The sequence below is a fragment of the Paenibacillus sp. 01T443 genome (assembly GCF_056398325.1).
On the sequence record NZ_JBFTPE010000004.1, the window covers coordinates 321,889 to 340,834 of the forward strand.

Consider the following 18,946-nt stretch of genomic DNA (forward strand, 5'->3'; position numbering starts at 1 on the left):
TATTATCCAAACCTTAGTTTTACTTTCACAAATTTCGACAGTCTATTCTAATCTAGCAGACTGAAATCGCGAAATTTATATTATTTTGATGAAGAACGAGCTCATATGGTAAAATGTGTCCGTAGCCTGTTCGCTTGCTAACGCCAGGCTGAAGCTATAACTTTCTATTATTCCGCTACATTGGAGCCGCTTATGTTGATGACTATGGATACCCCTATTTCCCAGTATATTACTTTTGTCATTATTTCCGGCGTTCTTAGCGTGCTGCTTGCCATATATGCTTACAACAACAAGAAAAAGTTCACAGGCATGAAAGTATTTATGTGGTCGACCATTTTATCCGCCGTATACACCTTCGCCTTTGCATTCGAGCTTGCCAGCGGTTCGCTTCGCGAGATCCGTTTTTGGTTAAATATTGAGTACCTTGGCATGCCGTTCATCTCCCCCTGCAGTTTGCTGCTGGTCATGCATTATGTCGGCATTGAAAAATTCAACACATTCAAGAAGTCATGGATCTTTTTCGTCATTCCAGCTATCACGCTGCTCATGGTTACTACCAATGAATTTCATCATTTGTTTTATAAGGATCTGTATCTGCACCCAAACGTCGCTATCCCTATGGTTGATGTAGTGCCTGGCATCTGGTATTACATTCACGGCAGCTACACCTCCGGGTCGATGTTTGCCAGCTTATTTTTATTGTGGCGTTATTGGCGGAAGACCAAATCAATTTACCGCAAGCAAATCGTAACGCTCGCCATTTGCATTACTCTACCCATGCTGGGAGCGCTTGCTTATGTACTCGGGCTCACTCCGCTTGGCATGGACCCCGTACCGATATTGATGTGTATCACATCAACCTTGTATGTTACATCTATTTTCTCGACATCGCTGCTTACCGTTGCTCCTATTGCTCGGGAGCATATATTCGAGAGCATGCGTGACGGAGTGCTCGTGCTTAATTTAGAAAACCAAATCATGGATTTTAACGGAGCCGCAACCAAAATCATTCCGGCGCTTACGCCCAAGTCGATCGGCCAACGGCTGGATCATGTTTGGAAGCGCGGTGTGGATACCGGTGCTTTCTCGTTCGGCATAGACGATACCTTGGATCGTGAGCAGGAACTGAAATGGGTGCGCGGTGGTGAAACATCCTACTATCGGATACGATCCTCAAAGCTTCTTAAATCAAATGGACAGATTGCGGGCAGAACCATTGTTATGATTGATGTAACGGAACACACGCTTCTCCAAAATAAGCTGCGCCGTCTCGCGGAAATTGACGGGCTCACGTTTATTTATAACCGTACTTTTTTCATGGAAAAAAGCAGGGAGCTGCTGACTGCCGCCCACCTTACAAAGACGCCGTTCTCTTTTATCTTGCTTGATATCGATCATTTCAAACAAATCAATGACCGTTATGGCCACAGCGTTGGAGACTTCGCGCTCAAGCACATCGTCATGATCTGTCAGCAAATACTCCCCTCTAATGCTCTATTCGGCCGGTATGGCGGCGAGGAATTTGCCATCAGCTTGCCGAATATGTCACTTGAACAAGCCGGACAAACCGCTGAGCAGCTGCGTGCAGAAATTGCGGGTAATCCGCTCTATAGCTCAGCTAAAGCGATAACGATCACCGCCAGCTTTGGCATTACGCAAGCGCGTACCGCGGATATTCCGCTGGAGGCGCTTCTAAGCGAGGCGGATATCGCCCTTTACCGCTCGAAGCATAGCGGACGGAACGCTGTACATCTCTCAAACCAGGACGGTGTACATGCAAACCAAGTAAAATAACCATACTAGCATGAAAGAGATAGGTGGGGTGAATTATGCTTAAAGCAGCTGACCTGCGCAACAAATTGCGTTTTCGACCAAGCCCGCCGCAAGTCATGACGTTCGGCTTTATTTTGATCATTCTGATTGGCGCCCAGCTCCTGTCACGACCGATCTCCTACACAAATGATATTTCTATTTCTTATTTGGATGCTTTATTTATGTCGGCTAGCGCCACCTGCGTTACAGGGCTTACCGTACTGAACACCGGTACGCACTTCTCCACCTTCGGTCAGGTCGTCATAATCATACTAGTCCAAGTCGGCGGACTGGGCTTTATGACCATGGCGACCTTATTTGCGCTGCTGTTTCGCAAACGGATTTCATTTCGAGAGCGGCTTGTGCTTCAGGAATCGATGAACTATGGCTCCACTGAAGGCATCGTGCGCATGATTCGTAAAGTATTGCTCTACGCCCTCGTCATCGAGTTATCCGGCGCGATAATGCTCAGCAGCTATTTTATGCTGGAAATGCCTGTCGGACAGTCGATTTATTTTGGCATATTCCACAGCATCTCTTTCTTTAATAACGCCGGCTTCGATCTATTCTCCCAATTTCCCGAGCGGGCAAGCAGCCTCATTCATTACGTGGAGGATCCTTTTGTTAATATCGTATCCATGCTGCTTATTTTTTTCGGAGGGATTGGGTTTATCGTGATTTCGGAGCTCGTAACCTATCCAAAAAACCGAAAGTTCAGTCTGCACAGCAAGGTCGTTCTATCGGTAACCGGAGTTCTTACGGTCATTGGAGCCGTTGTTATTTTTGCGCTTGAATTCTCCAATCCTCAAACGCTGCAGCCATTATCGGCAGTCGGCAAATTTCTTGGTGCTTCATTTCAATCCGTAACCGCGCGTTCTGCAGGCCTGAGTACGATAGATCCCAGCATGCTGCGGGAGGTTACACAGTTTTTCCTCATCCTGCTCATGTTCATTGGCGCGGGGCCAGGCTCAACGGGCGGCGGTATACGGGTAACAACCTTTGCTATTCTGATCGGATCAATCATTGCGATGATTCGCGGGAAAGATGATGTCGTGCTGTTCCGTTACCGTATTGCCAAACAGCAAATTCATCAAGCCATCATGTTCACCATGATTGCGTTCTCGATTATTTGCGGAGCGACGATGCTTCTGTCCATAACGGAGACCGGATCATTTCTCGCTATTTTGTTTGAGGCGACCTCTGCTTACTGTACGGTAGGCATGTCTGCTGGATTAACGAGTCATTTAAGCGAAATCGGCAAAATCATTATTATATTGCTCATGTTTGTGGGCCGCCTTGGACCGGTCACGCTTGCTTTTGCTCTCAATACACGTTCAAAAAAAGAGCTATATCGTTTCCCCGAAGGAAAAATCACAATCGGCTAGCAGCCCATTTGCATCTTTTATCAGACGGATGATACGATAAAGATAGACTAGTCAACGAGTCAGCAGCTTTAATAAAGGAGCTTTTCGTTCTCATGACCCTACATTCAACTATACATGACGGTAAAGAAAACGCGGCCGGAACGGCCAAGTGCAAGCGAGTGCTGATCGTGACGGCTGTAGATGCTGAACGCGATGCCGTACTTCGCGGCTTACAAGGCATTCCGGGCATTGATGTCATTGCTGCGGGAGTGGGCACAGCTGCTGCTGCGGCTCGAACCGCAGCAGCCCTTGCTCCGTCAGCCTCAGAATACCGCTTAGTCATTAGCGCAGGCATTGGAGGCGGCTTTGTAGGACAAGCCGAGATCGGCTCGCTTGTCGTGGCCGATCTTATCGTCGCCGCCGATTTAGGAGCAGAGACGCCGGAGGGCTTCCTCAGCTTGGACGAGCTCGGCTTCGGTTCGGCACGCATTACAGCAAGCGAAGCATGGAATAACCGCGTATTCGACGCCATTCATTCTGCCGGCTTAACCGTTTGCATCGGCCCTATTCTCACCGTAACGACAGCGACCGGCACCGCCGCGACCACCGCCGCTCTTGCGGCGCGCGTGAACGGCGCGGCTGCCGAAGGCATGGAAGGCCATGGCGTCGCGGTTGCCGCCGCGGGGTTCGGCATTCCTGTCACTGAAATACGCGCCATTTCAAATGCGGTTGGACCGCGTGATCGCGCAGCATGGCGTATTGGCGAAGCATTAACCTCATTAGAAGCAGCAAGTAAAGCCATACGGGAGGTACTATCATGAACATCGCTTTTTCACCCTGTCCGAATGATACATTCGTCTTTCACGCCTGGACACATGGCCTTATCGAAGGTGCGCCAGAGCTGGACGTCACATATGCTGATATTGATATTACGAACAATTGGGCCGCACAGTCCAAAGGCCCCGAGGTGATGAAAATATCATACGCAGCCTTGCCATGGGTACTGTCCGACTATAAACTACTTCCTTGCGGAGGCGCGCTCGGCAGAGGCTGCGGTCCGCTCGTTTTAACGAAAAACAGCGAGGGAGAAGCTCCTAATCCCGCCTCCCTGTCCGGTAAACGCGTAGCCGTTCCCAGTGAACGCTCGACCGCATATCTCCTTTTCCGCTTATGGGCAGCCAAGCATGTTCCGGGGGGAGTTGGCGAAATCATTGTAATGCCCTTTCACGAAATCATGCCCGCCGTTCGCGACGGCCAAATCGATGCTGGACTTGTCATCCATGAAGCCCGCTTCACTTATCCTACCTACGGCCTGAGCATGCTGACTGATCTTGGAAGCTGGTGGGAATCCGATACCGGCTTGCCGATCCCGCTCGGAGCCATCATTGCAAAACGCTCGCTGGATACCGATGCGATAACCGAATGGATTCGCGCATCCGTCAAGTACGCCTGGGCACACCCAGCGGAGTCCAAGCCCTATATTATGATGCATGCGCAAGAGCTCTCACCTGATGTAGCTGAGTCGCATATCGATCTCTACGTCAATGAGTTCACTGCCGATTTGGGCGAAGACGGTTACGCGGCGATCACCGCCCTGCTTGGCCGTGCGGCTGAGGAAGGACTCGTGCCGAGCTTCGACCTGTCGCTGCTGAGATAATAAAGGCCGGCGCCAGCATGAAGCTTCTGCTCTATTCTGCCTACACGCTCACTCATGAGCGAATAATGTTCGCGCCCGCTTTTGTGTATCACCGGCTGCCGGTAAAGCATAAACGAGCCTGCTGCATCACAGTTAATGCAATTAGTGCGACAGATACCAGGCTAGCAGCAACAATCGACACAGAACAATGCAGTTTATACAACACATGCTGCAGCTTTTAAGATAACCGATAGGTCGCATTGCATTTTATACAGCATAATCGACAGAAACCCCCAAACTCCATGGAATTTGGGGGTTTCTGCTGTATAAATTACACTGTAGTTCATCTTTGAAAGCAACCTGCTCCTGCTTTCAATCGCTGGAATCGCGATCCACTGCCTTAAGCGGGCCAAATGAGTCCGCATCCGAGGGATCTTCGGTTTCCACGAAGCGCTTAAGCGCCGACAGTTTATTTTCCCAGTAGCGCTCATAATAAGCCAGCCATCGTTTGAGCTCAAGCAGCGGCTCCGGATCGAGCCGGTATCGCGTTTCACGTCCGACCTTCCGATCCTTCACAAGCCCGGCATCGGCAAGCACGCGCAAATGCTTCGATACCGCTGTCCGGCTCATCGTAAAATGGCCGCTAATCACCGTGACCGGCAGCTCCTCATCGCCTAGCAGATGCAGCAGTTTACGGCGCGTTGGATCTGCAATAGCTTGAAAAACGTCATGCTTTGGTGCGGGCTCAGCCATATTAGGCCTCTACGTACTTGCGCAGATTTCCCACGAGACCAACCCAGCCGCCCGACATTTTGCCGCGCACTTCCTCGTGAGGTTGGCCAAATTCAGTAACCTTATCTGCATCCCAGCCTGCATGAATAAGCGTGAATTCCGTTTTTCCAGCCATATCATTAAGCTCGAACGTCAAGGACCAGTCCTTGCCCCATTCGAAGGTTAGACGGTTAGGAGGGTCAAGCACTGTGACCTTACAAGGAGAATTTCCGAAAGGTCCTGCCTCCAAATGAAACTCGTAGCCCAGCTCCGCTTGAAAATTGTTCGGCATGAACCACGCAGCAATGCCTTCAGAGGTAGCAACCGCGTCCCATACCTTTTGAATCGGGGCGTTCAGTACAAGCGTTTGCCTGATATCCGGCAAAGTGCTTTGCGTATTATTGTTTTCCATTTGATAACCTCCATTAGGTGAGTATAAGCTTATATCCTCATAAATGCGAAACCATTTGGTTTCGCATTCCGATTATATGACACCTTTTGGTTTTATGTCAAACGAAAGAATAGATGTCTCTGCTAGTCTTTCCCGCCAAACGAATATCAAGCCATTCTTCTCAAGCCAAAATGGGCTGCTCGGGATTCAACCCATTCAGCCCATTCGCCCATCCAATGGATGTATGACTTATACACGCATGTCGAACATGCGATAGGAATTCGCTACTGCTCCTACGGCAGGTTTAGCTGTTTGAACACTCGCTTGAACGCCAGACAGGCCTTCGCCGCCAGCAGAGCTTGCCTTCGCAATCTCTTGCTGCAATTGCCGGATTTGCTGCTGGATGACCTGCGCCTTTTTCTCTTTGACCGCTTGGTCATCTTTGCTGTCATTCACTTTCTTGAGCTCGGACTGCAGGCTCGATAGCTGCTTTTCCAGGCTTGACGTGTCCGACGATACTGACGAGTATGAGGCGTAAGCGGATTGACTGCTGCTCGATACAGATGATAGGTTCATTACGTTTCTCCCTTTCTTCGATAGCTTATTACGAAAGGACAATCATACAGAAAAATAATGAACATAGTATGAACGAGCGTTTACCCGCCTCAACAAGACCAGCATCCCGCCTCTAGCGGTAAGAAATTTCTTTTACCGCTTCGGCCCATTTTCCGCCTACAAGCTTGCCTGCGGAGAACGCGGCTTCGCGAAGAGGAGCGGAAGCCATGGCATGTATTGCATTCGCTGCCGGAACCAGAATGAAACTGGCAGCATCCCCCTCCTTGGGCGTTAACGGGCCCGCAGAAATAAGCGGATAGGTTTGCAGCAGCTTATCATCCAGTATCCAACCGAATTTCTCAGCCAGCTTCGAGCCTCTCGCAAGCAGATCGCCGTTGCCGAACGGACTCCAGGCATCCAGAATATTGTCTGATCCGACATGAACGGTTACGCCCTCTGCCACAAGCTGGTCAACGCGCGGCATCGGCCTATCGAGCGGGACGCTCGTAATAATCGCCACATCATTTGCTTTCAGCTGCTGCGCAAGCTCTTTCGACTCCGCCTCAGTTACCTGTCCCAAGCAATACGCATGGCTAACTGCCGTTCTGCCGCATTTGCCCGCTTGTGCCGTCAAATCTGCAAAGCGGCTAATCGTATACAGACCGAGGTGTCCCGGATCATGCAAATGGAGATCAACGCCCGCATTGAATTCAGCGCTCAGTTCAAATGTCACATCTAAGCTCCGGTCAACCTGACGATCCAGACCGGCAGGATCGACGCCGCCGACATATTCCGCGCCCGCACGAAGCGCTTCCTTCATAACCGATACAGAGTCCGAGCGCAGTAGTCCCTGCTGCGGGAAAGCAACGATTTCGATTTCCATTATGCCGCGGTATTCCTCTCTTACCTGAAGCACATCTTCCAAATGCGAAATTCCGATTTGCGGATCAACATCGACATGAGTCCTGATTTTAGTCGTTCCGTAGCTAAGCAGCAAATCAATGAGACGACTGGCGCGTTCCGCTACTGTCGTCGGCAGCGAAGCAAGCATGGCCTTCTCGAACGCTAATTGCCCGGGCAATGTTATGAACGGCTGCAGCGGCTTCCACGGCTCTCCCAAAAAATGCTTATCCAAATGGATATGCATATCGGTCGTTGCCGGTAGATATTGCAAACCCTCGGCATCCTTTACGCCGCCTGTATTTACGCCTGCCGAACCGTTTTGGCTCGGCGTTATGCGCGAGATGATCCCCTTTTCCAAATCTAACGAGATATCAAACAAACCTTCATTTATACGAATGCGATTAATTTGTGTTATGGACACGTTCGTCACCCTCTGCTTCATCATTTAGTTAATGCGCGCCCAAATATGCCTTGATCATACGGTCATCATGGAGCAAAGCGGAGGACGAGCCATGCAGCGCAATGCTTCCATTATCTACGACATAACCGCGCTTCGCAATGGACAGCGCCTTGTGTGCCATCTGCTCAACTAGCAAGATCGCGGTACCGTCATTGGCTAACTCTTTTATGGTGGCAAAAATTTCATTTACGATAATGGGCGCAAGCCCGAGCGACGGTTCATCGAGGAGCAGCAGCTTTGGTTTACTGATCATCGCCCGCGAGAGGACCAGCATTTGCTGTTCGCCCCCACTTAGCGTAAAAGCGAGCTGGTTTCGCCGCTCATGCAGACGAGGAAACCGTTCGAATACCAGCTCAAGCTCCTTATCGAATTGCTGCTTCGATACGGATCCGATTTTCTTTTTGAGCCCCATTCGCAAATTTTCGACGACTGACAGCGTACCGAATACCTCGCGCCCTTCCGGGACGAGAGATACGCCGAGATTAGAGGTTTTGTTCGCCGAAAGATGGGTAATCGGCTTGCCTTCCAGCTCAATGACTCCTGCACCCGGACGAACAAGGCCAAGCACCGATTGCAGCAGCGTCGTTTTTCCCGCGCCGTTTGAGCCGATGACCGCAACAATTTCGCCTTTGTCCAGCTCCACGTCAATTCCCTTTAATGCATGGATAGCTCCATATCGAACGTCCAGACCTTTAATGCTCAACACTTGCGGCCACCTCCTCTCCGCCCAGGTACGCCTGAATGACGCGCGGATCGCTCAGCATCTGCTCCGGACTGCCCGTTCCAATAATTTTGCCAAAATCAAGCACCGTCACCGTATCCGATACACGCTGTACAAAATCCATATGATGCTCGATCAAAATGACCGTCACGCCTTGCTTAACGAGCCCCCGCAGCAGCAGCTCCAGCTGTTCAATCTCAGCAGCCGTCATTCCAGCCGCAGGCTCATCCAGCAGGAGCAGGCTTGGCGCTGTCGCTAATGCTCGGGCAATCTCTACCATCCGCTGATGTCCGTAAGGCAGCTGGCTCGCCGGCATACTCCTGTCCCCTTCATACCCGATGAGGTCAAGCAGCGCATGCGAGCGCTCCTCCATAAGCCGTTCCGTGCGAAGCTGCTTCGGCGTTCTGAGCAGGGATGCTCCTAAGCTGCTGTGCTCCCGCTTGGTCATGCCCGTCATCACATTCTCAAGCACTGAAAGCTCCTTGAATAACCGTGAATGCTGAAACGTTCGGGCAATGCCCCGCTGAGCCACCGAAGACAGCGACTTAGGAATGAGCGTCTCACCATGCAGCGCGAACGAGCCTTGCTCGGCGCTGTACAAGCCGGATATTACGTTGAGCAGCGTAGTTTTTCCGGCACCGTTAGGGCCTACCAGCGAGTGGATCGTACCCGAGGCTACCGTGAGGCTCACATCCTTCAAGGCATGCAACCCGCCAAAATGCTTATTGATCCCTTCGAGCACCAGCATCCGTTTATTCTCTGTGCGCACCGATGCGGCAAACAACTGCTGTTCCTCGCCGTTTCTCCTGGACGAAGACCTTTCTCCTTTAGGGGAAAATCGTCTCAGCAGCGGCGCCAGCCATCCTGCAGCCGTACCAGCAATTCCCTTCGGCAGGAAGTACAGCACAGCGAACATAATGCCGCCGTAAAGTGCCATTCGCAGCTTCTCCATGTCGAGCACCTCAGGCAAAAACACGATAATAGCCGCTCCGATAACCGGTCCCAGCACTCTGCCCGCCCCGCCCAAAATAACAATCAGCACCAGCTGAACGGAAGTCTGAAAATTGTACGTATCCGGGCTGATAAAGCTATTGGTATGCGCATAGATCGCACCCGACAAGCCAGCTAGCACGGAGCTGATCGCAAACCCCGCGTATTGCACCGCAAACTTGCGAATACCGAGGGATGCTGCGGCAATTTCATTCTCCTTCGTCGCAATCATCGCCCTTCCCCAAGAAGAGCGGCGCAGATTGCGAGTAAGCAGCAGCGCAAAGACAGCAATAGCCAACACGAATATATACATGCTCTTCAGATCGAACGTATACGCGGCAACTTGCGGCTTCGCAATGCCAGAAATGCCGAGCGGACCGCCTGAGAAGCTGTCCCAGCGGATAAGCACCTCATGAATAACGACGCCGAAGGCGATTGTAATCATAGATAAGTAGACGCCGCCTGCCCGAATGGTGGGAATGGCGATAAGGCTCCCGATAATTAAGGAGACCAGCATGCCGACCAGCGCCACGGTCCAGAACGAGAGACCGTATTTGGTGCTGAGAGAGGATGACATGTAAGCGCCAATCGCCATTAGTCCCGCATGGCCGATGGAAACAATGCCGCAGTAGCCGATTAAAATATTCATGCCCGTGCATGTGATGACGAAGATTCCTATCATAAACAATAGATTTAGATAATACGTGTCGACCATCCAAGGCCCCGCTGCAAGCAGCCCTACGGCTGCGAGTCCGGCCACCCATCCGGCGGCCGTGCGGTAGCCAAAGCTTCGCTCTATAAGTTGATTCATCTGCGCACCCCCTGACGTTCCGAAATTACACTTTTACAATCGTTTTGCGTGCATTGAAGAGGCCCATCGGCTTCCAATACAGCACGAGAATAACCAAGCCGTAAACAAACATCTCCCGGAAAGCCGTCGAAATGTACTGCCCGATGAACGCCTCCGATATGCCCAAAATTAGACCTGCGGCAACGATCCCCTTCGGATTGTTTACGCCTGCCAAGATCGCAACGGATATGGCCTTAAGCCCGAGCGGCAGCCCGATATCAACCGAAACCGCATAATTGGTAGACATTAGAGCGCCTCCGATGCCGGCCAGCAGACCGCTCAGCACATAAGCGACCGCAACGATCTTGTTACTGCTAACGCCCATGATCTCAACCGCGGTCCGGTTGTCCGCCGTCGCCCGCAGCCATAAGCCCCAATGCGATTTTTTGTAAAACAAGATTAGCAGCACCAGCAGGATGCCGACGACCGGCAGAAAAATAAATTCCTTCCAGTAGATGCCTGCGCCAAAAATACGAAGCATCTCGTCGCCCACCGGAGAAGGGGTTACGCCTTCGTCCGGTCCGTTAATATAAAGCGCGACGTCTTGAATAATAATGCCTACAGCTATCGTGCTGAGCACCCATTCGATCGAATTCGCGCCCTTGTCAAACTTGCGGATCGCAAGTCTCTCTATACCTAAGCTCAGAAGCCCTACGATTAGCGCAGCAAGCGCGAATGAAACGAGAAAGGGCAGGTGCCCCAGCTCGGCAAAACCGAACATGAGCACCCCGCCAAGCATGACCAGCTGTCCTTGCGACATATTCAGCGTTCCATTCACCACAAACGTCAAGCTGTAGCCGAGCGCAATTAAGGCATATAGACATCCGACCGAGAGCCCGCTAATGACGAGCTGGAGTATAAGCGACATGTCCATCCCTCTTTCTTTGTATAAATGACTTATTGCTTGTCGGAAATAACCAGCTTGCCGTCCTTCCACACGCACATCAGATACGAGTTTACGTCGACCGCGTCATGGTTTTCAGGCGTAAATGCTTGGTCCCAATCCTTGATGACGCCGCTGTACGAGCCGAGTCCCGTTTCGAGCGTATTTTTGACCGCCTCACGGTCCTGTGCCAAATCACCCGTCAAACCTGCTTTCTCAATCGCTTGGAAAATCATCATCGCACCGTCATAGCCTTGGGCAGCAGAAGCGAAGGTCGTTGGAATATGTCCGAATTTCGCTGTGAAGTCTGCCAAAAACACTTTTGCTGTCTCACGCGTTTGATCCACGTTGAAGTTGGCTGTTTGAATGGCGTACGTGCCTTCTGCCAGCTCCTTGCCCACCTCTTGCGCACCTTTGTTTGCCATGCCGTTCTCGCCTACGATCGGAACCTTCCAGCCGAGCTTATCCATCGCTTGCAATACATAACCGTTAGCCGCGCCTTGGCCGAACAAATAAATAACCTCTGCTCCCGCTTCCTTCGCCCGGTTAACCTGCGCCGTCATGTCTTTATCCTTCGCGTTATCAAAGGACTCGACTGCCACCGGCTTCAGCCCTTCGGCATCAAGCACCTTCGTCATTGCCGCTGCCGCGCCTTTGCCGTAGCCGCCGTTCTCGTGCAGGACTGCAATATTCGTCGTGTTAAAATGCTCTTTAATAAACTTAAGTGCGTATTGCGCCGTAATATTAGCATTCATCCGAACGCCGAACGTCCATGGCATGCCGGATTCAACCGATGCAGGAACGTTGGAGGTAGCTACCATGAATGGGAACTTCTCTTCCATAATGATCGGCGACTGCGCCAGCATCACCGTGCTGTGAAAACCGCCAATTGCGGCAAGTACCTTTTCCTTTTGGCTAAAATCACGGATAATACTGATGCCGCGCGTCGGGTTTTGCTCGGTATCGCGTACGACCAGCTCGACCAGACGCCCATCGATACCACCTTTTGCATTGATTTGATCGACCGCTACTTGAACGCCTTGGTAAAGGTTGACCGAGTTCATCGCGTTATCGCCAGTTGCTTCCGTAGACATACCGATCAAAATCGGTTCCTTGCTTCCCGCTCCATCGCTCGATGCAGGCGCATTTGCCGCCTCTGTTTCTTTGCCGCTGCCGCCTCCGCATGCGGCCAGCACCCACATCATGACTACAACGAGTAACCAAAGCGTCCATTTTTTGCCCGATAGCTTCTTCATCCGAAAACCCACTCCTCTATTTTTTATTTTATAAAAGCCCATGTAATTGGCTTGCGACCTTCGTATCCGCTACCTTAACTCCTCGTTTCCATACCGTTCGGCGCTCCGGCTTATCGAGAAGAATGTCGCGCTCGGTCGGTACGTAGAACAGCACCATATCCGCTTCCGAACCTTCTTGGAGTCCATCGTTGCTTAAACCGAGAGCCCTAGCCGCTCCATTTGTGAGCATATGAATCAGCTGACGGGCGTCGGCATCCCCGCCCATATACGAGGTAACTGCAAGCAGCCATGCCGTTTCCAGCGGATCGGCTTTGCCAAACGGCGTAAACGGATTGCGCACGTTGTTGACACCGATGACGACATTTACGCCCTTCTCAAGCAGCAGACCGACCGGCGTAAGCCCGCGCCGTGCTTTCTCCCGGTCTCCTCTGCCGTTAATGAACAAATCCGTGGCTGGAAGGCTCATAATATGCAGGTCCGCTTCTTTAATCAGCTCTGCAACGGATACCGCTCGCCCATGCTCGAGCGATCCTAGCGAAGTCACATGCCCCGCGGAGACAAGCCCCTGCATGCCTGACGCAATCGTTCTGTCCGCAATTTCGGCAATGGCCAGCTGCTCGGGGTTATCCGAGAAATCGGCATGGAAATCGATTGGTTTGCCATGCTTCTCCGCCATATCGAACACGAGCTGCAGATGGGCTTGCAAATCCGCATCTTGGTACGTAATGCCTCCCACCACATCACCGCCAAGGCGCAGCGCTTCTTCCATGAGCTCTGCCGTACCGGGGCTTTTGAGAATTCCTTCCTGCGGGAAAACAACGATTTGCAAATCAAGCACCGGCCTCACCCGCTCCTTAAGCTCCAGCGCAGCCTCGAAGGCGGAAAGCCCTAGAATCGGATCAACCTCTGCATGGCAGCGCATGTGGGTAACGCCGCTGCGAACGGCTTCCCGGATAACAGCAAGCGATCTCGCCTGCATATCATCCCTAGTAAAGCCATGCTTCATATCCGCAGTCATTTGAATGGCATCCTGCAAGGATGCCGCCTCATGCTCCATCCGAGAGAGTAAATAGGCCTTTTCGAGATGAATATGCGGTTCCACGAACCCCCGCAGCAGCATACCGCCAGCCCCCTGCTCAATACGGACCGCATCCGGTGCACTCTCTCCGCTGCTTGGCGCTAAATAGGCAATCCTGCCTTTCCGGACGCCAACATCCATAAGCCTCGCTTCATTTTGCATTCGCACCTTTGTAAGAAGTAGATCAAGCAACAGCCTCACCTCTGTTTATGCATTGTCATTTGTGCAGCGAGACGAAACATTCGGTTACGCCCGCAGCCCCTTATGTAATGTTAGTTAACATTGAATCCCTTGAAAGAAGCATAACTTCTTAGGTGCTCACTGTCATTGTTCAATAAGTCCAAAGGTTCATATGACATTTGGATTATTCGTCCAACATACCCTTTACAACCTTCAAATTTGATGTTAGTTTTTATATCATTAACGAAAATGAGAGGATGGACGAGAATGCTGCTTGAGCAATTGCTTTCCAACGCCATTTTTTCCAAATCACAAATTATCGCTGGACATAACGGCTTATCACGTACCGTTCAAACCGTTAACATCATGGATGCCCCCGACATCATCCATTTCCTAAGACCTGGCGAGCTTTTGCTTACGAACGGTTACTTTATGAAGGAAAAGCCGGAGACCCTCCTAGAGCTGATGGCCAAAATGGATCAATTGAAATGCTCTGGGCTGGCGGTCAAAACGAAACGTTTTGCGCTTGATATACCGCTGGAGGTCATAGAAGAAGCCAATCGGATCGACTTTCCGATCATCGAGATTTCTTCCGTGGAGCATTCGCTCGGGGAAATTCTGCAGCGCTCGACCAGTGTCATTTTGGATAACAAAAATGATGAATTACAATACTCCCTCACGATTCACAAACAATTTTCCGCGATGATTATGAAAGGAGACGGCATTCCCGAGATTATCACTGCGCTCACGCAGCTGCTAAACTCGCCCATTCTATTGCTGAGCAGCAAGCTGCAGGTTACCGCGCAATCCCAGCATTTCAAGCAGCCGCGGATGCAGCCGCTTATTTCTGCCGCCGAGACCATGCTGAGCGGGCTTCCCGCCATACAAGCCGCAGCGCAGCTCTGCTTGCTCGATCCTGCGTTACGCGGCTATCGCTATATGGAGCTGTATCCCATATTCACCTATAGGCACGAGGGATATCTCATCGCTTTCCAGCCTAAGCAGGCTGCGTCCAATCAATACGGTTTAACGCTGGAGCAAGCCTCTAATGTCATTGGCATGGAGATGACGAAGCGGCAGGCGGTAAAGGAACGCTCGCGCCGTTACAAAAATGAGTTTTTCTCCGATTTGATCGACGGTTTTATCGGTTCCGAGCAGGAGGCGCTCCATCGCGGCAAAAAATACGGCCTTAGGCAGCAGGGAACATGGTTGATGCTGGCCGCACGCAAGGACGAGCAAATCGGCGTTCAGGCAGGCATGCCAAAAAACGCTGCGTCCTTAGCCGACGAGCGTCTTATTTCCGAGCGGGATTTGCAATATGAGCTTATCAAACGCCATTTTTCCATGCTTGGCGAGGTTTTTGTCATGTTTACGAAAAATGATTTGTTTGGCATGCTTGTCTTCATTAGGGAAAAAGTATGGGAGGAATCCCAATTTCTGAAGCAGCTGGCTGCGATGACTACCCAGCTTTACGAGCAGTCCCAGCTCAGCATCTCGCTAGGCATCGGCAATCCGGTAACAAATGTGCTCGATATCGGACTCTCGTATAACGAGGCAGTCAAGGCGCTGCAAATCGGTTATCAAATGAAAAAAACGAGATTTATCCAATCGTATCAGTCGAAGGATATCAGCTATTTGTTCCGGATGATTCCTTACGATGAGCTGAAGCAGTTTTACGAGGAGACGTTCCAGTGCTTCTCTTCGACCGAAGAGAACGAGCAAAAGGAGCTGATGCGTACGCTGAATGTTTATTACGACACGCAGTGCCAGCTTGTTGAGACATCGAAGCAGCTTTTTGTTCATCGTAATACGGTCATCTATCGGCTTGATAAATGCGAGAAGCTGATGGGCATCAAGCTCAAAGATCCGGCAGAGAGCCTCCGCTTCCGCATCGCGTTTGCCATCGAGCCGCTCCTGCGGGTTGGAAGAGGCGAAGCGGCTCACCGCTAATACTCATTCGGTGCTTACGCTTGCTTGCGAGAATAGGCAGCGCAGGGCAGCGTAGAGTTGCGCAGGCAGCTAGCTAAACGTTGGCGTACAGTGTAGTTTCTGCAACAGAAACCCTACAATCTCGGCTGTGCGCCAGCTACACTGCAGAAAGTGCAGCAGATTCGGCCTCAAGCTCTGTCTTAGCCACTTTTCTACCCCATTCTATTGCATAAACTGCAGCGTACCTCAAAACTTTCCCACATTCCTCCCGTTCTGTTGCACAAACTGCAATGTAGACTCACGAATAACCCCAGCTGCTGCACTCGCTGACGCATCATTCCCTTCCACAAACTAAAACGCACGCCGTTTTGCTTCTACTCGAATGTTGCTCTATTGCTCATACGATACACGGCAGACGAAGCAAGCTTCCTTCTTAGGGCTCACCTTTGTCCTTATCCATCTTTATCCGTCTTTATCCGTCTTTATCCGTCTTTATCCGTCTTTATCCGTTTTTATCCGTCCTTATCCGCTGCTAGACTCATGGCGTACAGTGTAGTTTCTACATCAGGAACCTTCCTTTTACGCAAACACGCCAGCTACGCTGCAGAAAGTGCAGCAGATTTGACCTCAAACTTTGTCTCAACCACTTTTCTACCACATTCTATTGCACAAACTGCAGCGTACCTCAAAACTTTCCCACATTCCTCCCGTTCTGTTGCACAAACTGCAATGTAGACTCACGAATAACCCCAGAGCAACTCGCCCAGCTGCTGCACCCGCTGACGCATCATTCCCTTCCACAAACTAAAACGCACGCCGTTTTGCTTCTACTCGAATGTTGCTCTATTGCTCATACGACACACGGCAGACGAAGCAAGCTTCCTTTATTGAGCCAACCTTTGTCCTCATCCGCAGCTAGATCAGTTAGACTCATGGCGTACAGTGTAGTTTCTACATCAGGAACCTTCCTTTTACGCAAACACGCCAGCTACGCTGCAGAAAGTGCAGCAGATTCGACTTCAAACTTTGTCTCAACCACTTTTCTACCCCATTCTATTGCACAAACTGCAGCGTAAACCGAAACTTCCCCGCTTTCCTCCCGTTCTGTTGCACAAACTGCTATGTAGACTCACCAATAACCCCAGTCGCATCGACCCCACCCAACTGCTGCCCCCGCTGACGCATCATTCCCTTTCACAAACTACATCGCACACCAAGCTACATATACCCAAATGTTACTCTATTGCTCAAACGACACGGCAGACGAAACAAGCTTCCTTTATTGAGCACAAACTACAACGCACGCCAGGCTGCACACATCAAATGTTATTCTAGTGCGCGAACGACAATGCAGCCCACTAGCAGCAACCCCAGCCGCAGCAAAAAAAGAGACAATCACGAGGAGCGTATTGCCCCTCCGAGATTGCCTCTTCCTTTTTTATAATCGTTGATTATTGCAATTTACTCCAAATTAGCATGATTGCCGTACATCGCCTTACCGCTCAGCTCCTGCTTATCCATCAGTCTCAATACAACCGCGTCGCATACGAGAAGCAGCATTTGCTCAAATAACGAGCCCATCGGCTGGACGGTCGAGGCCTCATGCTCCGATTGCTCTTTCGGCGCTCCCGGCAGCTTTACCACAAAATCCGCCTGTCTCCCGATGGTCGATGCTGGAGATAGCGTTAAAGCACCTACTATCGCTTCAAGGCTCCTCGCCTTTTCCGCCATAGGAATAAGCGATTTCGTCTCGCCCGAGCCGGAGCCGATCAGCAGCAAATCGCCTTTGCCTAAGCTGCGGGTAACCGTCTCGCCCACGACATACACATCGAGTCCAAGATGCATGAGGCGCATCGCGAACGCACGCATCATCAGCCCCGATCGGCCGGCTCCGGCTACAAATACGCGGCCGGCTGAGCTGATCGCATCGGCCAAATGCTCCAATTGCCCCTTATCAAGCTGCTCCGCCGCAAACCGCAGCTCATTCACTATTGTTGAAAGCGCAGGAATGTTCGCCTTCATCCCGCTTACCCTTGTTTGATCAATTGCTGCATCTCGGAGGCCGCAGCTTGAATATCGCCTTGTCCGGTAATGCCGCCACCTACAATAATAAGATCAGGGCCCGCTGCGATAACCTCAGGGAGCGTGCTTAGCTTGATCCCGCCGGCAACGGCTACCTTCGCATTTTTGACAACGGATTTGATCGTACGAAGATCCTCGAAGGAATTTTGGCCTTCCGCTTGAAGATCATAGCCTGTATGTACGCAGACGTAATCGACGCCGAACGAATCAACCTGCGCAGCGCGTTCTGCTAAGTTTTTCACGGCAATCATATCGACCAAAATTTGTTTCCCTTGTTTTTTGGCCTCTTCCACCGCGCCCTTGATGCTCGCATCCTCGGCAACTCCAAGAATCGTAACGATATCCGCGCCGGCCTCCGATGCTTTCATAACTTCATAGCCGCCTGCATCCATGATTTTAAGATCGGCAAGCACAGTCATATTGGGGAACGCATCTTTCAATGCTTTTACCGCATGCAGACCTTCGTTAATAACGATTGGAGTACCAATCTCTACAACATCTACGTAAGACTCTACTTGCCTCACAACCTCGATTGCTCCCTGTATGTCAACTAAATCAAGCGCTAATTGTAATTTCATGTATCCAACACTCCTCATAGGTTTTGTTTTCCCGACAGCCCCTATTCTAGATCCTCATAGTTAAAAAAAACAGTACGCACTTTTATGGAACGTAGTACCCAAATGGGTACTATGAGGAGTGTTGCTGCCTTATTCACTCAGCTTTGCAAGCCTTTCTTGATGCTGCTCACCCCACTGCGACATGACGTTCAGCAGCTCTTTCACCGATAGGCCATACTTGGTTAAAGAGTACTCCACCTTAGGGGGCACCTGCACATAAACCTTGCGATCGATGATGGCATCCTCTTCTAGCTCCCGCAGCTGCTGCGTAAGCATTTTTTGGGTAATGGACGGCATCTCCCGCTTCAGCTCGCCAAATCGATGTGTGCCCTCGGTCAGATGGCAAAGAATAACCGGCTTCCATTTGCCTCCGATTACCTTCAGAGTTAGTTCTACCGTTTCTTTAAAATGCTGATCTCCCAAGACAAACGACTCCTTTAATATAAAAATGATACTATCTTACTATAA

The 18,946-nt window shown here is 50.9% G+C and carries 17 protein-coding genes; 5 read left to right on the plus strand and 12 right to left on the minus strand.

Annotated features, from left to right (window positions below; genetic code table 11):
• Window positions 1-198 precede the first annotated feature (198 nt).
• The 4 genes from AC1DLI_RS07580 to AC1DLI_RS07595 all read left to right on the plus strand — a co-directional run bounded on the left by AC1DLI_RS07580 (window position 199) and on the right by AC1DLI_RS07595 (window position 4,833).
• Window positions 199-1,794 carry a histidine kinase N-terminal 7TM domain-containing diguanylate cyclase gene (locus tag AC1DLI_RS07580; RefSeq protein WP_477601109.1) on the plus strand — a complete coding sequence of 532 codons (1,596 nt, stop codon included), beginning with the start codon at window positions 199-201 and terminating at the stop codon, window positions 1,792-1,794.
• A gap of 35 nt (window positions 1,795-1,829) precedes the next feature.
• Complete coding sequence (locus AC1DLI_RS07585; protein WP_477601111.1) at window positions 1,830-3,197, plus strand: TrkH family potassium uptake protein; 1,368 nt, start codon at window positions 1,830-1,832, stop codon at window positions 3,195-3,197.
• A 92-nt stretch (window positions 3,198-3,289) separates the two neighbouring features.
• Entirely contained in the window at window positions 3,290-3,997 is a 708-nt protein-coding gene (locus AC1DLI_RS07590; RefSeq protein ID WP_477601113.1) for a futalosine hydrolase, read from the plus strand.
• Window positions 3,994-4,833: a 1,4-dihydroxy-6-naphthoate synthase gene (locus AC1DLI_RS07595; protein ID WP_477601115.1), complete on the plus strand. Its 840-nt coding sequence runs from the start codon at window positions 3,994-3,996 to the stop codon at window positions 4,831-4,833. The genes AC1DLI_RS07590 and AC1DLI_RS07595 overlap by 4 nt, the downstream gene beginning before the upstream one ends.
• A gap of 351 nt (window positions 4,834-5,184) precedes the next feature.
• On the opposite strand, the gene AC1DLI_RS07600 is transcribed toward AC1DLI_RS07595, so the two are convergent.
• From AC1DLI_RS07600 to AC1DLI_RS07640, 9 genes are all read right to left on the minus strand, one after another.
• The gene (locus AC1DLI_RS07600; protein ID WP_477601117.1) at window positions 5,185-5,565 is read right to left on the minus strand and encodes an ArsR/SmtB family transcription factor; all 381 of its coding nucleotides are present in this window, start codon (window positions 5,563-5,565) and stop codon (window positions 5,185-5,187) included.
• Between the two features lies 1 nt (window position 5,566).
• Complete coding sequence (locus tag AC1DLI_RS07605) at window positions 5,567-5,995, minus strand: SRPBCC family protein (protein WP_477601118.1); 429 nt, start codon at window positions 5,993-5,995, stop codon at window positions 5,567-5,569.
• A gap of 228 nt (window positions 5,996-6,223) precedes the next feature.
• Window positions 6,224-6,550, minus strand: coding sequence for a FlxA-like family protein (locus tag AC1DLI_RS07610; protein ID WP_477601119.1), 327 nt, complete (start codon window positions 6,548-6,550; stop codon window positions 6,224-6,226).
• 112 nt (window positions 6,551-6,662) lie between these two features.
• Entirely contained in the window at window positions 6,663-7,853 is a 1,191-nt protein-coding gene (locus tag AC1DLI_RS07615) for an amidohydrolase family protein (RefSeq protein ID WP_477601121.1), read from the minus strand.
• 28 nt (window positions 7,854-7,881) lie between these two features.
• Window positions 7,882-8,598: an ABC transporter ATP-binding protein gene (locus AC1DLI_RS07620; RefSeq protein WP_477601123.1), complete on the minus strand. Its 717-nt coding sequence runs from the start codon at window positions 8,596-8,598 to the stop codon at window positions 7,882-7,884.
• Window positions 8,585-10,414, minus strand: a complete 1,830-nt coding sequence (locus AC1DLI_RS07625) for a branched-chain amino acid ABC transporter ATP-binding protein/permease (protein WP_477601125.1) — start codon at window positions 10,412-10,414, stop codon at window positions 8,585-8,587. Before AC1DLI_RS07625 ends, AC1DLI_RS07620 begins: the two co-directional genes overlap by 14 nt.
• A 25-nt stretch (window positions 10,415-10,439) precedes the next feature.
• Window positions 10,440-11,321: a branched-chain amino acid ABC transporter permease gene (locus AC1DLI_RS07630; protein WP_477601127.1), complete on the minus strand. Its 882-nt coding sequence runs from the start codon at window positions 11,319-11,321 to the stop codon at window positions 10,440-10,442.
• Between the two features lie 29 nt (window positions 11,322-11,350).
• Window positions 11,351-12,592, minus strand: a complete 1,242-nt coding sequence (locus tag AC1DLI_RS07635; RefSeq protein ID WP_477601129.1) for an ABC transporter substrate-binding protein — start codon at window positions 12,590-12,592, stop codon at window positions 11,351-11,353.
• Window positions 12,593-12,620: 28 nt separating this feature from the next.
• Complete coding sequence (locus AC1DLI_RS07640) at window positions 12,621-13,862, minus strand: amidohydrolase family protein (RefSeq protein ID WP_477601131.1); 1,242 nt, start codon at window positions 13,860-13,862, stop codon at window positions 12,621-12,623.
• Between the two features lie 255 nt (window positions 13,863-14,117).
• On the opposite strand from AC1DLI_RS07640, the gene AC1DLI_RS07645 reads away from it, so the two are divergent.
• Window positions 14,118-15,800: a PucR family transcriptional regulator gene (locus AC1DLI_RS07645; protein ID WP_477601133.1), complete on the plus strand. Its 1,683-nt coding sequence runs from the start codon at window positions 14,118-14,120 to the stop codon at window positions 15,798-15,800.
• 1,440 nt (window positions 15,801-17,240) lie between these two features.
• On the opposite strand, the gene hxlB is transcribed toward AC1DLI_RS07645, so the two are convergent.
• From hxlB to AC1DLI_RS07660, 3 genes are all read right to left on the minus strand, one after another.
• Window positions 17,241-17,801 (minus strand): 6-phospho-3-hexuloisomerase, encoded by a 561-nt coding sequence (hxlB, locus tag AC1DLI_RS07650; RefSeq protein ID WP_477601135.1) that lies wholly within the window; start codon window positions 17,799-17,801, stop codon window positions 17,241-17,243.
• Between the two features lie 5 nt (window positions 17,802-17,806).
• Complete coding sequence (gene hxlA, locus AC1DLI_RS07655; RefSeq protein ID WP_477601137.1) at window positions 17,807-18,439, minus strand: 3-hexulose-6-phosphate synthase; 633 nt, start codon at window positions 18,437-18,439, stop codon at window positions 17,807-17,809.
• Between the two features lie 129 nt (window positions 18,440-18,568).
• Window positions 18,569-18,901 (minus strand): winged helix-turn-helix transcriptional regulator, encoded by a 333-nt coding sequence (locus tag AC1DLI_RS07660; protein ID WP_477601139.1) that lies wholly within the window; start codon window positions 18,899-18,901, stop codon window positions 18,569-18,571.
• Window positions 18,902-18,946 lie beyond the last annotated feature (45 nt).

Coding starts and splice junctions, on each gene's coding strand:
- AC1DLI_RS07580 (WP_477601109.1), top strand. CDS start 199: ATGACTATGGATACCCCTATTTCCCAGTATATTACTTTTGTCATTATT.
- AC1DLI_RS07585 (WP_477601111.1), top strand. CDS start 1,830: ATGCTTAAAGCAGCTGACCTGCGCAACAAATTGCGTTTTCGACCAAGC.
- AC1DLI_RS07590 (WP_477601113.1), top strand. CDS start 3,290: ATGACCCTACATTCAACTATACATGACGGTAAAGAAAACGCGGCCGGA.
- AC1DLI_RS07595 (WP_477601115.1), top strand. CDS start 3,994: ATGAACATCGCTTTTTCACCCTGTCCGAATGATACATTCGTCTTTCAC.
- AC1DLI_RS07600 (WP_477601117.1), bottom strand. CDS start 5,565: ATGGCTGAGCCCGCACCAAAGCATGACGTTTTTCAAGCTATTGCAGAT.
- AC1DLI_RS07605 (WP_477601118.1), bottom strand. CDS start 5,995: ATGGAAAACAATAATACGCAAAGCACTTTGCCGGATATCAGGCAAACG.
- AC1DLI_RS07610 (WP_477601119.1), bottom strand. CDS start 6,550: ATGAACCTATCATCTGTATCGAGCAGCAGTCAATCCGCTTACGCCTCA.
- AC1DLI_RS07625 (WP_477601125.1), bottom strand. CDS start 10,414: ATGAATCAACTTATAGAGCGAAGCTTTGGCTACCGCACGGCCGCCGGA.
- AC1DLI_RS07630 (WP_477601127.1), bottom strand. CDS start 11,321: ATGTCGCTTATACTCCAGCTCGTCATTAGCGGGCTCTCGGTCGGATGT.
- AC1DLI_RS07635 (WP_477601129.1), bottom strand. CDS start 12,592: ATGAAGAAGCTATCGGGCAAAAAATGGACGCTTTGGTTACTCGTTGTA.
- AC1DLI_RS07645 (WP_477601133.1), top strand. CDS start 14,118: ATGCTGCTTGAGCAATTGCTTTCCAACGCCATTTTTTCCAAATCACAA.
- hxlB (WP_477601135.1), bottom strand. CDS start 17,801: ATGAAGGCGAACATTCCTGCGCTTTCAACAATAGTGAATGAGCTGCGG.
- hxlA (WP_477601137.1), bottom strand. CDS start 18,439: ATGAAATTACAATTAGCGCTTGATTTAGTTGACATACAGGGAGCAATC.